Genomic DNA, 14,189 nt, shown 5'->3' on the forward strand with positions numbered 1-14,189 from the left:
TTGAAAGTTAGTGCAAACAATAAGAAAACTACAAATGCAATACCAGATGGGATTAGCCACACCATTTTCCAGTCGGCAGCTCCGTTGGCACCTTTGTAAGTATCTGTAATCCATCCTGCAACTTCAAATCCAATAAGCATACCAACACCATATGTTGCTAACGTGATTAATCCCTGAGCAGCACTTTTATATCTTTCACCAGCTTTTGAATTGGTGTAGATCTGTCCTGATACAAAAAAGAAATCATAGCAAATACCATGTAATGCAATGCCAATCAGAATCATAAAGCTAAGCTCTCCTGCATTTCCATAGGCAAATAATAAATACCTAACAGACCATGCCAGCATACCCACAAGAATGGTTTTTTTGAATCCATATTTTTTGAAAAAGAATGGAATCAATAGTAAAAATAGCGCCTCTGAAATTTGTCCTATTGCCATTTTACCGGTAGGCCCTTCAACACCGATATTAGATAAGAAAGGGTGGGCATTTTGGTAATAGAATGCCAGAGGGATACAGATTAGGATAGCAGAAACAAAGAATATAGCAAAGTTTTTATCCTTTAATAGTTTCAAAGCGTCAAGACCTAAAATATCACCGATCTTTACTTTTTCACCTGCAGCTACTTTTGGTGGCGTTTTAGGTAATGTGAAACTAAATAAGCCTAAGCCTAATGAGGCAATACCAGCCATAAGGAAAGTATTTTTCAATAAACCTGCAGACAAGGCCTCAGGTGAATCCCAAATGAATACATAACTGATAATTAGTCCAGCTGTAATCCAACCGATAGTTCCCCAAATCCTGATAGGAGAGAACTCTTTCTCCGGATCTTTCATCTGGTTAAAGGATACTGAATTCACCAATGCAAGTGTTGGCATATAAAGGATCATATAGCCTAATACGTATGGATAAAAAACAGATATATCTGCAGCAGTATACATTTGGTACATTAAAGCAGCACCAAGAAGGTGTAAAACACCAAGGATTTTTTCTGCATTGAAAAATCTATCGGCAATTAAGCCGATAATAAAAGGGGCAACTATTGCTCCCCATGATTGGGTTGAAAAAACAGCGGCAGTTTCTGAGCCAGAAGCAGAAAGGTTCTTGTCCAGAAAAGTACCTAAGGTAACAAACCATGATCCCCAGATAAAAAATTCTAGGAACATCATGATTGATAATTTAACACGGTTAGTCGTATTCATATTCGGGTTTTCGTTATTCTTTAAAAGTTAAATTATAGTTCTTTAATCATAATGTTACGGTACCAAACAGCATCTCCATGATCCTGAAGAGCTATTTTGCCTGATTTAAAAGTTCCAAATCCTTCCCAGCCAGCAAACTTGCTTTTTGAAACAAGATTTTTCCAGTTTTCATCCCAGAGTGTAGTAGTTACCACTTTAACGCCATTTAATCTTAATTCAAGGGCTCCATTGTTACTGATTACTTCAGCTGTATTCCATTCTCCAACAGGTTTTACCGGTTCAGAGTTACTTTTAACAAGATCATACAAATCTCCCGCTCTGTGCTTGGTTATCTTTCCGTCCGGATGACCATCGTTGTCCAGCACCTGCATTTCTAAACCTGTACTGTATGTAGCACCATATTTCGGGTCTTCGTGTACATAGAAAATTATACCGCTATTCGCTTTAGGAGCTACTTTCCATTCCAGTTTTAAATGGAAATTGCTGTATTCCTTATCTGTCACTAAATCACCTCCACCATCATTTTGGCCGTTTGGATCAAAGTGGAGTGTTCCATCTTCTACTTTCCATTTACTGCCGGCGGTTGTTTTTCCATATGTATGCCATCCGGCAGTGGATTCACCATTAAATAGTTTGGTGAATCCTTTGGTGCCTTTTTGACTTTTTGTACTACTGCAGCTCATTATTGTTGTTAAGATCAGCGCAGAGAAAATGTATTTTTTCATTATGTGGTTTAAAATTGTTCTTTATTTTTTATGCGCCCAAAGTCCAGCCTTTGCGATACTCACGTTTCACATATTGGTTCACATCATCAAGGTTAGTAACCTTCATCAGGTCGTTATCCCAAAGTAATTTAATATTACGGCCAGGATAAGAGATTTTTCCTTCACTGTTTTTACGTTGAACATCTACACCACGTATAGCAAGGTTTGCCATTAACAAGGCTTCTGTAAGCGGGCCTGCAATTTCAAAAGGAGAACTTACTTCCTGCTTGCCATAACCGGCAATAGCAGCTTCAACCCATTGTTTGTAGTGGCCACCTGCGCCACCTTGTACGCGGGCAAATTTTTGCGCTACCTTGATGTCTTTGTTTTTAGTTAAAGGAAGTAATTTCGGATTTGCGCTATAAGTTTCGCTCATCATTTTACCTTTTGTACCAATAAATAAGGTACCATTACCACCGTCTCCAAAGGTTTCGTTTGCTTGTAATTCTTCTGGTCTTTCAGGTTGGATACCACCATCCATCCAGTGTACAGTAACATCGCCCTTGGTCTTAGTTGTTTTAGGGAATTTTAATGTAACGTGACTTGATGGAGGACAACTATCAGGGAAATATCCTCTTTTGAATTCATCAACATATACAGAACCAACACTCGCCTGAACTTCGCTTGCATATTTTAAATTCAATACGCTAAACGGAGCTTCTAGTAGGTGACAGCCCATATCTCCAAGAGCACCAGTACCATAATCCCACCAGCCACGCCAGTTAAACGGAACCAATTTATCTACATAGTCTTTGTATGGGGCAGTACCTAACCAAAGATCCCAATCAAGATCTGATGGCACCTGAGCTTTGTTAGCCGACCATGGAATACCTTGAGGCCATACCGGACGATCTGTCCATGCATAAACCGTGTGTACATCTCCAATCAATCCTGCGTCATACCATTCTTTCATTTGTCTTGGGCCATCATTTGAAGCACCCTGATTTCCCATTTGGGTAACCACTTTATATTTTTTAGCAGCAGCTGTTAAAGCTCTTGCCTCATAAATATCATGAGTTAAAGGTTTTTGCACATACACATGCTTACCCAATTGCATTGCTGCAAGGGCAATAATGGCATGGTTATGATCTGGAGTAGAAACAGAAACAGCATCAAAATTTTTAGCTTCTTTATCCATCAATTCGCGCCAATCTCTATAATATTTAGCTTTAGGGAAAGCTTTTACACTATTCGCAGCTCTTGAATCATGCACATCGCATAAAAAACCAATATCGGCTTTTCCACTTTTTGCAAATTCAGCAATATCAGATTGACCTTTTCCGCCTGCACCAATTCCCGCTACAATTAATCTGTCGCTAGGAGCTAAAAATCCTTTTCCGCCCAAAACGTGACGCGGAACTATCATAAATGCAGATGCAGCAATAGCTGATGTTTTTAGAAAACTACGTCTGTTGGTAGCATTCTGATCTTTTTTTGTTTCTTCCATGGTTCTATTTGGTTAGGTAGGTTGAATTATTTTTTAAGTGATAAAATATATTTTACCATTTCTTTTGCATCGTCTTTACTTAATGTTGGGTGCGGAGTCATTGGAATTGCACCCCAAACACCTTGTCCACCTGCAATGATCTTATCAGCCAGATGGTCAATGTTCTCTTCAGTTGCAGGATATTTACCAGCCACATTTACATAAGCAGGTCCAACAAGTTTTTGAGTTTTGCTATGACATGCAAGGCAGTCAGACTTAGAAATAAGTGCTTCGCCTTTTCCCTTTTCTGCAGTGGCAGCTGGAGCTGCCGGTGTAGTTGCAGCTGGTGCAGGTGCTGCTGCTTCCTTTGCAGCCGTATCAGTAGCGGCAGGGGTTGTAGCTTCAGTTGCAGGAGTCGATGCTGATGTGTTAGCTGAATCTGCAGCTTTATTTGCTGCGGCTCTTTCTTCCGGACTTGCACATGAGGCCATAAAGATTGCTAAACAGCCTAAAACTAATAATGTTCTTTTCATTGTTGTGTTGTATTATTTATCTAAACCTAAAATTCTGTTATTGAAATCATCGTCACCACCAGAAGCAGCAAAATCATCGAATGCTTTAGTGGTTACTTTAATGATATTCTTTTTAATGAATTCCGCGCCTTCTCTGGCKCCAACTTCAGCATCCTTAATGCAGCATTCCCATTCCATTACCGCCCATCCTTTGTAATCATATTGCGCAAGCTTACTGAATATGGTTTTGAAATCTACTTGTCCATCACCAGGAGAACGATATCTTCCGGCACGATTCGCCCAGCTTTGGTAACCACCAAATGTTCCTTGTTTACCTGTTGCATTAAATTCAGAATCTTTAACATGGAATGCCTTTATGCGCTCATGATAAAAATCAATATACTGAATATAATCAAGCTGTTGTAAAACAAAGTGTGAAGGATCGTAAAGCAAGCACGCACGAGGGTGATTGTTTACTTTTTCAAGGAACATCTCATAAGTGATGCCATCAAAGAGGTCTTCGCCTGGGTGTATCTCGTAACATACATCTACACCACAGGTATCAAACTCATTTAATATTGGAGTCCATCTTTTTGCAAGCTCGGTAAAAGCTGCATCAACAAGTCCTTCCGGACGTTGAGGCCACGGATGGAACATATGCCATAACAATGAACCACTAAATGTAGCATGTGCATTTAAACCAAGATTCTGAGAAGCTTTTGCAGCATATTTTAATTGCTGTACTGCCCATTCTGTTCTTGCTTTTGGATTGTTTTTATACTGATCAGGAGCAAAGGCATCAAATGCAAGGTCATATGCCGGATGTACAGCAACCAGCTGACCTTGTAAATGTGTCGACAATTCCGTGATTTCCAAACCGTATGATCTAACCTTACCGGTTAATTCATCAGCATAAGTTTTGCTTTCTGCTGCTTTTTGAAGGTCAATAAACCTTGCGTCAAGCGTGGGTACCTGGATACCCTTAAAGCCTAAGCTTGCCGCCCATTCACAAATAGCATCTAAAGAATTAAAAGGAGCCTCATCACCAATAAATTGAGCAAGGAAAACTCCGGGACCTTTAAGTGTTGTCATGATATTTTTTATATTTTAAAATCTGTCCATTTTTGATCAGACTGACTTGAAGCTACTACTGTATCAATAAATGCCATACCTCTTACACCATCTTCAACCCTTGGGAAATCCAGCATGGCTTCTGTAGGAGTTGTTCCATGGATTTTAGCCGAAACCGTAAGTGCAAAATTTCTATAAATGTTTGCAAAAGCTTCCAGGTAGCCTTCCGGATGTCCGCCTGGAACACGTAAGTTGTGTTTTGCAATATCTGAAAGATAAGCTTGTCCTGCGCGGTAAATCTGAGCTGGTTCATTAAGCCATTTTAAAGTAAGCGTATTTGGCTCTTGCTGGTTCCACTCTAATCCGCCTTTTTCTCCATATACTCTAATTTTTAAAGCATTTTCTTCACCTGCAGCTACCTGAGATGCTGATAATACACCGCTTGCGCCATTGTCAAATTTCAAAAGTACGTTACCGTCGTCATCAAGTGCCCTTCCCTGAACTACAACGTTCAGATCGGCACATAGCTTAGTGATTTTTAAGCCTGAAATATACTCTGCTAATTGCGCAGCGTGTGTTCCTATATCTCCCATACAACCGCTTTTTCCACTTTTGGTTGGGTCAGTGCGCCATGCGGCCTGGGCATTTCCTTCTCTTTCGGTAAGGGTGCTTAGCCATCCCTGAGGATACTCAACCATGATTTTTCTAATGGCACCAAGTTTTCCTTCTTTTACCATTTGTCTGGCTTGTTTTACCATTGGATAACCAGAGTAGGTATGAGTTAAGCATAGAATTAAGCCAGTTTCCTGTACTTTTTGCTGTAATAACTTAGCTTCTTCAAGAGATAATGCAATTGGTTTTTCAATTACCACGTTAAACCCATGATCCAAGGCCATCATTGCAGGAGCAAAGTGGGCAAAATTTGGGGTAACAATAGTTACAAAGTCGATACGTTTGTCAGCAGGTAATTTGCTTTCTTTCTCAATCATTTCCTCAAAGTTCATATAAACCCTGTCTTCCGGAAGGAATAACATTTCACCAGATTCTCTGGCAATTTCGGGGTGTATACTCAATGCTCCGCAGCAAAACTCTACCTGGCCGTCAATGTTAGCGGCAATACGATGAACTGCACCGATAAACGCGTCTTTACCGCCGCCTACCATGCCCATTCTAATTTTTCTTGTCTTCATTAAATGTTACCTTTTTTTAATTCACTAACTGCAAAATCACAAGCTCTTGCTGTTAAAGCCATATATGTTAATGATGGATTCTGGCATGCAGCTGAAGTCATGCAAGAACCATCTGTTACAAATACATTTTTTACTTCATGCATCTGATTCCATTTATTTAATACCGAAGTTTTAGGGTCATGTCCCATGCGGGCAGTTCCCATTTCGTGTATTGCCATACCTGGAGCAGATCCGTTGTCATAAGTTTTTACGTCTTTAATTCCTGATGCTTCAAGCATTTCTGCAGCATCATTCATCATGTCAACGCGCATTTTTTGTTCATTATCTTTAAACTCACAATCAATAGCCAATACAGGTTGACCCCATTTGTCTTTTTTGCTTTTGTCTATATAAACACGGTTTTCGAAATATGGGAGAGACTCACCGAAACCTCCTAATCCCATGTTCCATGCACCTGGTGTAGTCATTTGATCTTTAAATTCAGCACCAAATGCCATTTCAGCAACATCAGCATGCCAGTTACCTCTGCTTGCACCACCCTGATAGCCGAAACCTCTTACGTAGTCGCGTTTATCATTGCCCATGTTCCTATATCTAGGTATATAGATTCCGTTTGCTCTGCGGCCATAAGTATATTTGTCGTCAAAACCTTCAGCTCTTCCAGATGCACCACAACGGAAGTGGTGATCCATTAAGTTATGTCCCAATTGTCCACTGCCATTACCTAATCCATCAGGGAACTCAGCAGATGTAGAGTTAAGCAATAGGAAAGTTGAGCCTAAAGTTGATCCGTTTACAAAAACGATCTTTGCAAAATATTCTATAGTTTCTTTTGTTTCTGAGTCTATTACTACAACACCTTTTGCTTTTTTGGTTTCTTTATCATAGATAATGGTGTTTACTAATGAAAAAGGACGTAAAGTAAGGTTTCCTGTAGCTACAGCTGCAGGTAGGGTAGATGACTGAGTGCTAAAATAAGCTCCAAACGGACAACCTCTGCTGCAAAGATTACGGTATTGGCAAGATCCTCTTCCTCCATGAGGGACAGTTAAATTGGCTGTACGGCCAATTGTCATGATTCTCGATTTTTTCCACTTATCTTCAATACGTTTCTTTACATCTTTTTCAACGCAGTTCATCTCCATTGGGGGTAGGAATTGACCATCAGGTAATGCCGGCCAGCCTTCTACTTGTCCGCTGATACCTGCAAATTTCTCTACATAGTCATACCATGGAGCAATATCTTTATATCTGATTGGCCAGTCAACACCATGCCCATCTTTAAGGTTGTCTTCAAAGTTAAGATCGCTAAAACGGTAACTCTGTCTGCCCCACATCAGTGATTTTCCACCAACATGAAATCCGCGGTACCAGTCAAAACGTTTAATTTCTGTATACGGGCAATCGTGGTCATTTACCCAATAACTCTCGTTGAATTCCGAGTATGGATAATCTCTCTTTTGCACCGGATGCGCTTCTTTTTGTGCTTCGGTTATTCTTCCACGGTGTTCAAACTCCCATGGTTTCTTTGTAGCGGTAGTATAGTCTTTTATGTGCTCAATGTTTCTTCCTCTTTCAAGTAATAGAACTTTTAAGCCCTTTTCTGTTAGTTCCTTTGCTGCCCAGCCACCACTAATTCCAGATCCTACAACAATGGCGTCATATGTATTGTTAGCTGTCGCTTTCGTATTTAAATTGCTCATTTTAATGCTATAAAAGGTTTATGCCCAAACTTTTTGACCAGGTTTCAAATCCACACAGCCATCATAGCGGCCAGGGATATCAACATAAGCCATTGCTTTTGTTGCTCCAATCTCAGAGGTGAAATAACCTAGTAAGGTTAGATCTCTAATGATAGAAAAGAAACGTGGTTCTGTTTTCGGCTTGTCCTTTGGTAGTATTGATGCGAAGCCGGCATTTTCGGTTTGAGACTTTGCCTTATCAGGGTCAGTTTTTTGAGCGTCTGCCTCTTTTTGTTTATCCTGTTCAGCTTTGGTAGCAGCAATAGTCTCTTCTCTGAGTTTACTAAGCAATTGTGTGCGCTCGGCCGGAGAAATTTCCAGGAAAGATTTTTTAAACTGGTCTTTAGATTGCTCTTCAAGAGCATCAAGTCCTTTCACAAATGCCTTTTGAGCATCCTCGGGATAACAATCTTTTACCATTAAGGCTATAAACGGGCCTACTCCTGCAGCCTTTGCACCCGGCGAGCTCGTTGTAGGGATAATGATGTCGGCAACTTCGGTAATCAGTTTAAGCTGGTTATCATCAAATAATTTGCCATTGGTTTTAGTAGATGGTGAGTTACAACTATCAAGAAATACTCCTATCGTAGTTGCAGATAAAGCTCCTCCCATTAGGAAGGCCATATTCCTCACTGCTTCTCGTCTGTCCATATTTGGTGTTTTAGGTGTTTTGGTGTATTCTAAGTGTGTTTTGTTTTGTAATATTAAGAAAAAATAAATAGTTAGTGTTCTAAATACACAATTAAAGTAAATATATAATGTTTTTGTTACTTTATAAAGCTTGTGGAAATCCAAATCAGTCATGATTGAGAATATAGTAGTTTTAGGCTCTAACGGCCAGATAGGCACAGAGCTGGTAACGGCTTTACGTAAAGTGTATGGAGAGTCAAATGTTATTGCGTGTGACATTCGCCGGCCCGATTATGACATCAAGAATTCGGGGCCTTTTGAATTTGTAAATGTTCTGGAAAAAGATACTTTAAACAGTATTTTTCAGAAATATCAGCCAACACAGGTTTATTTACTGGCTGCCTTATTATCTGCAACAGGCGAGCAAAATCCTAAGCTTGCCTGGGACCTTAACATGAATGGCTTACTTAATATCTTAGATTTGGCAATTACTTATAAAACAGCAAAAGTATACTGGCCAAGTTCCATAGCTGTTTTTGGTCCAAATTCGCCTAAAGATCATACCCCTCAGTTTTGTGTGATGGATCCCAATACCGTTTATGGAATTAGTAAACTGGCAGGTGAACGTTGGTGTGAATATTATAACCAAAAGTACAATTTAGATGTACGAAGTATCCGTTACCCAGGCCTAATAAGCTGGAAAGCTGCACCGGGTGGAGGAACTACAGATTATGCCATCCATATTTTTCATGATGCGTTAAAAAAAGGAACGTATGCATCGTTTTTAAATGCCGCAACAGAATTACCAATGATGTATATGGATGATGCCATCCGTGGTACTATAGAATTGATGGATGCTGAGGCATCAAAAATTACTATCCGTTCCAGTTATAATTTTGCGGGGGTAAGCTTTACTCCGGAGATTTTAGCAGCGGAGATCAGAAAGCATATTCCGGAATTTACATTAACTTACACCGAAAATGACCCCCGCCAAAACATCGCAGATAGTTGGCCAAGGTCCATTGACGACAGTTTCGCTGTGAAAGAATGGGGATGGAAGCCAGAGTTTGACCTTTCAAAACTTACGCTTGACATGATTAAGAATTTAAAGAAATAGTATTTACTAACTACTAAATAACCACCAAAGAGAATAAAATGGGAAGAGCATTTGAGTTCAGAAAAGAAAGAAAATTTAAACGTTGGGCCAAAATGGCCGTACAATTTACCAGGATAGGTAAAGAGATAGTAATGGCCGTTAAAGATGGCGGACCAAGTCCTGATACCAACTCTCGTTTGCGTACAGCTATACAAAATGCCAAGGCAGTAAACATGCCTAAAGATAGAGTTGATGCGGCAATTAAACGTGCTTCAAATAAAGATGAGAATGGGTATGAAGAGTATGTTTACGAAGGCTATGCACAGCATGGTGTTGCTGTTTTAATTGAAACTGCAACAGACAATACAAACAGAACTGTTGCTAACGTACGTAGTTATTTTAATAAAACAGGTGGTACTTTAGGCAAAACGGGATCTCTTGATTTTATTTTTAATCGTAAATCAATATTCAGATTCTTACCTGGAGAAAAAGACCTGGAAGAACTGGAATTTGAATTAATTGATTCAGGACTGGAAGAACTATATCTTGAGGCTGATGAAGAAGGGAACGATATTGCTGTAGTTATTGGAAAATAGCCATGGCAACAGTTCCGGCTCTGCAAAGGCAGAGTCCCAGCTGTTGTGATTGGCTTCGGGATAAAGCGTTATTTTCGGAGTTTTTCCCAATACTTGAAGCTGATCAGCAATGGATGTAGAAAGCACTACAGGCACTACATCATCTTTTTCTCCATGAAAAATCCATAGTGGAACCTTTTTATACTTCTGAACATTTGCAATGTTATCGCCACCGCAGATAGCAAAAGCAGCTGCAAATGTTTTGCGCTTACGTCGTAATAATTCATAAGTACCCATTCCTCCCATAGATAAGCCACCTATGTAAACTTTTTTCTTATCCACAAAGGGCTTATCCAAAAAATTATCTATCATACCCAGTAGTGCATGCATGGCTTTTGTGGGTTTACCTCCTGTTTGGAAATTAAATTCCCGCTTGCCATCTTCATTATTTTTGAATTCGACATTTGCCCAGAAACTATCATTGCTACATTGTGGGAATACGATTATTGCCGGAAATTTTTTACGAACACTGTCTTTTAAAAACAACTTGCCTCCATGGGTAAGCTGTTTCTCATTATCGTTTCCTCTTTCTCCACTTCCATGTAAGAAAAACAGTATTGGATATTTTTGATTTGGATCAAAGTTTTCGGGAAACAGAACCCTGTAATAAATGCTGTCTTTTCCTTCAATGAAATTCCCTGAATCATATTTCTTGAAGTCCTGGGCCATACCATTTAATCCTAATAGCAAGACCATAAAAGCCGTTAATTTAATCCTGTTCATATTACTAAACTAAACAAAATTGTAATCTTTTAAAAATGAGGGGATATAGGAATGACGATTGCTTTAAGCAGTCGTCCTCTCGACGATAGGAGAGATCTCTTGAACTGGCATAACCAAGGGATCTCTCACGATGCTCGAGATGACGAGGCGTGCTATAGGATGGCGATCAATTACATAAAAAAGGCTGATCATGTTATGATACAGCCTTATATACTCTAAACTTAATCTGCTAAAGCAGCGTAAACTGATTAGTCTTAACATCTCTTGAATTTGTACCAATGAACACTTTAAAATCTCCTGGTTCTGCTACATATTTAAGTTCCGAGTTGAAGAATTTTAAATCATCAACAGTGATTTTGAAATTAACTGTTTTGCTTTCTCCCGCCTTTAAATCAATTTTTTCAAAGTGTTTTAATTCTTTAACAGGACGTGTAGAACTGCCTACAAGATCTCTGATGTAAAGCTGAACTACTTCTTTGCCTTCCCTTGATCCGGTATTCTTTACAATAACACTCGCATTGATCGTTTCGCCGGATTTAAATTTATCCTTGTCTAGCTTTATATCACTATAATCAAAGGTTGTATAGCTTAATCCGTATCCAAATGGATACAAGGGATCGTTGCTTACATCAATGTAATTAGAACGGAATTTAGAAAACCATTTGCCATCTTCTAATGGACGGCCTGTATTTTTATGACTGTAATACAATGGTATCTGACCCACATTTTGTGGGAATGTTGTGGTTAGTTTTCCTGATGGATTTACATCGCCGAATAATACATCAGTAATTGCTTTTGCCGCTTCGGTACCACCAAACCAAACATTAAGTATCGCCGGAACATTCTCGTTTTCCCAATTTAAAACTAATGGCCTACCACTAAACAAAACTAAAACAACTGGTTTGCCAGTTTTAAGTAAGGCCTGTAATAAGCGTTTTTGAACTTCAGGGATTTCCAGATTGGTACGGCTTGAGCTTTCACCACTCATTTCAGAACCTTCTCCCAAAGCTGCAATAACTACATCCGACTGTTTTGCAATGTCTACTGCTTCTTTGATCACTTCTTCTTCCGGGCGATTATCTCTTGGAATATCACGAGCAAACATAGTTGCTCTTTTTTGATACGCTTCATCCGCCAATAAGTTCGAACCTAAGCTATGTAATACTTTAACGTTTGATCCTAAAGCAGCTTTCATACCTGCAAGAAGAGAAGATGTATTGGCTAAATCACTATTTACACTCCATGTGCCCGGCATATTGGATCCAGTGTTGGCCAAAGGGCCTATCAATGCAACGGTGCCTGTTTTTTTGAGTGGTAATGTCTGTTTGTCGTTTTTTAACAAGACAAAAGATTGAGTTGCCGCTTCACGCGCAAATTGTAAATGTTCAGGTTTAAGTATTTCAGTTTTTGCACGTTCTTCATTGCAATAACGATATGGATCCTCAAACAAACCTAGCTTATATTTAGCCTCCAACACAAGGCGGCAGGCATTGTCAATTTGTTGTGTTTTTACTTTACCTTCCTGTACCGATTTTTTTAGGGTGGTTAGAAACCCTTCACCCACCATATCCATATCAACTCCGGCATTCAATGATAAGGCAGAGACTGTCTGCAAATCGCCCAGGCCATGATCGATCAGTTCGTTCACAGCGGTGTAGTCAGTAACAACGAAACCCTTAAAGCCCCATTGTTTACGTAGCAAATCTGTCATTAACCATTTGTTAGCGGTGGCAGGAACACCATTAATATCATTAAAAGATGTCATTACACTTCCGGCACCGGCATCAATAGCAGCCTTGTAAGGAGGCAGGTATTCATTATACATCCTGTCCAGACTCATATCTGTAGTGTTATAGTCTCTTCCAGCTTCGGCAGCGCCATATAACGCAAAGTGTTTAACGCAGGCCATCATGGTGTTGTATTTAGAAAGATCATCGCCCTGGTAACCTTTAATCATTGCTTTGGCAATTTGACTTCCTAAATAAGTATCTTCTCCTGATCCTTCAGATATTCTTCCCCACCTCGGGTCTCTTGATATATCAACCATTGGAGAGAAAGTCCAGTTAAGTCCGTCAGCAGTAGCTTCAACCGCTGCTATACGTGCCGTTTTCTGGATAAGAGACATATCCCATGTACAAGATAAGGCCAATGGAATAGGGAAGGTGGTTTTATACCCATGGATTACATCCTGCCCAAAAATGATAGGGATTTTAAGTCTGCTTTCGTTTACAGCGATTTCTTGTGCCTTACGGATTTTTTGAGGTGTTGTAAAGCTAAACATGCCGCCTACCTGACCTTTTTTGATCTTACTTTCAACATCTGTACTTACTACCGATCCTGTAGTTGCTTCGCCGCCGGTTAGCAAATTGAGTTGCCCTATCTTTTCATCTAAAGTCATTTTAGATAATAGGTTGCCGATAAAAGCATTCATCTTTTGATCAGCTGCGGGAACTTTTTTTTTCTGTTGCGCAGATGTTGCGCCGATGCAGAAAAACATAGACAAGAATAGTAAGTGAGATATTTTCATTTTTTGTGTTATTTTTTTAAATAGGGTGTTATTTCTTTGATCCAGATGGCATAGCCTTCTGGCTTCATATGTAGCATATCTTCTACAAACAGTTCTGGTCTTGGAGCACCGTTGCTGTCGAGCATTTTGGAGTTTACATCAATAAAAACTGCATTTTTTTGCTTACTGATATACTCTTTTATCATGGTGTTTGCTTTGGTCACATTATCAGCAAACTTCATTCTTGAAGGACTCTGCTTCATAGAGATATACACTATGTTTGCTTTGGGAAGACCTTTACGAAGGTTATTATAAAACGTTACAAATCTGTTGTACGTTTGCTCTGCACTTGTGCCTGTTGCAATGTCGTTTTCTCCACTGTAAATTACAACCTGCTTAGGCTTATAAGCAAACACAAGCTCGTTGATATACTCATTCGCCTGTTCAAGCGTAGAGCCTCCAAAACCACGGTTAATGGCATGATAATCTTTAAAAACTGTCTCCAGTTCATTCCAGCGTGTGAATGAAGAACTGCCCACAAATACAACTTTGTTTTTGGCAGGCATTGATACACTATCCTGATGTTTAAATTTCTGGATATCGTTCCAGAAAGGTTTCTCCTGCGCATGTGAGTTAACAGACAGACTTACCAGTAATACAAAAAGCAGACGGAAATAGAAGTGATGTTTCAT

At 39.5% G+C, this 14,189-nt stretch carries 12 protein-coding genes and 1 pseudogene; 2 read left to right on the plus strand and 11 right to left on the minus strand.

All coding sequences use genetic code 11. The annotated features are described in order from the left end of the window. From AC1DG9_RS11450 to AC1DG9_RS11485, 8 genes are all read right to left on the minus strand, one after another. A partial coding sequence (locus AC1DG9_RS11450) for an MFS transporter (protein WP_477634655.1) occupies positions 1-1,202 on the minus strand: 1,202 nt, incomplete at its 3' end. 32 nt (positions 1,203-1,234) lie between these two features. Beyond that, positions 1,235-1,927, minus strand: coding sequence for a 3-keto-disaccharide hydrolase (locus AC1DG9_RS11455; protein WP_172659366.1), 693 nt, complete (start codon positions 1,925-1,927; stop codon positions 1,235-1,237). A gap of 28 nt (positions 1,928-1,955) precedes the next feature. Then, positions 1,956-3,413, minus strand: coding sequence for a Gfo/Idh/MocA family protein (locus AC1DG9_RS11460; protein WP_172659367.1), 1,458 nt, complete (start codon positions 3,411-3,413; stop codon positions 1,956-1,958). A gap of 26 nt (positions 3,414-3,439) precedes the next feature. Next, positions 3,440-3,925 carry a c-type cytochrome gene (locus AC1DG9_RS11465; RefSeq protein WP_288882541.1) on the minus strand — a complete coding sequence of 162 codons (486 nt, stop codon included), beginning with the start codon at positions 3,923-3,925 and terminating at the stop codon, positions 3,440-3,442. Between the two features lie 12 nt (positions 3,926-3,937). Beyond that, entirely contained in the window at positions 3,938-4,996 is a 1,059-nt protein-coding gene (locus AC1DG9_RS11470) for a sugar phosphate isomerase/epimerase family protein (RefSeq protein WP_288882539.1), read from the minus strand. Positions 4,997-5,004: 8 nt separating this feature from the next. Further along, complete coding sequence (locus AC1DG9_RS11475) at positions 5,005-6,165, minus strand: Gfo/Idh/MocA family protein (protein WP_172659370.1); 1,161 nt, start codon at positions 6,163-6,165, stop codon at positions 5,005-5,007. Beyond that, positions 6,165-7,868 carry a GMC family oxidoreductase gene (locus AC1DG9_RS11480; RefSeq protein ID WP_337717902.1) on the minus strand — a complete coding sequence of 568 codons (1,704 nt, stop codon included), beginning with the start codon at positions 7,866-7,868 and terminating at the stop codon, positions 6,165-6,167. The genes AC1DG9_RS11475 and AC1DG9_RS11480 overlap by 1 nt, the downstream gene beginning before the upstream one ends. 18 nt (positions 7,869-7,886) lie before the next feature. Next, the gene (locus tag AC1DG9_RS11485; protein ID WP_048903711.1) at positions 7,887-8,558 is read right to left on the minus strand and encodes a gluconate 2-dehydrogenase subunit 3 family protein; all 672 of its coding nucleotides are present in this window, start codon (positions 8,556-8,558) and stop codon (positions 7,887-7,889) included. Positions 8,559-8,709: 151 nt separating this feature from the next. Between AC1DG9_RS11485 and AC1DG9_RS11490 the strand changes: the two genes are divergently transcribed. Beyond that, positions 8,710-9,654 carry an NAD-dependent epimerase/dehydratase family protein gene (locus AC1DG9_RS11490; protein WP_172659372.1) on the plus strand — a complete coding sequence of 315 codons (945 nt, stop codon included), beginning with the start codon at positions 8,710-8,712 and terminating at the stop codon, positions 9,652-9,654. A 38-nt stretch (positions 9,655-9,692) separates the two neighbouring features. Beyond that, positions 9,693-10,217: pseudogene (locus tag AC1DG9_RS11495) on the plus strand (YebC/PmpR family DNA-binding transcriptional regulator); the annotation flags it as partial. On the opposite strand, the gene AC1DG9_RS11500 reads toward AC1DG9_RS11495, so the two are convergent. From AC1DG9_RS11500 to AC1DG9_RS11510, 3 genes are all read right to left on the minus strand, one after another. Beyond that, entirely contained in the window at positions 10,173-10,991 is an 819-nt protein-coding gene (locus AC1DG9_RS11500; protein WP_477634656.1) for a carboxylesterase family protein, read from the minus strand. The pseudogene AC1DG9_RS11495 and the gene AC1DG9_RS11500 sit on opposite strands and share 45 nt — an antisense overlap. A 229-nt stretch (positions 10,992-11,220) precedes the next feature. Further along, on the minus strand, positions 11,221-13,518 hold the full coding sequence (gene bglX / locus AC1DG9_RS11505; protein ID WP_172659375.1) for a beta-glucosidase BglX: 2,298 nt from the start codon (positions 13,516-13,518) through the stop codon (positions 11,221-11,223). A gap of 8 nt (positions 13,519-13,526) precedes the next feature. After that, positions 13,527-14,189 carry a GDSL-type esterase/lipase family protein gene (locus AC1DG9_RS11510; RefSeq protein ID WP_288882533.1) on the minus strand — a complete coding sequence of 221 codons (663 nt, stop codon included), beginning with the start codon at positions 14,187-14,189 and terminating at the stop codon, positions 13,527-13,529.

The organism is Pedobacter sp. 05L430, from assembly GCF_056397585.1.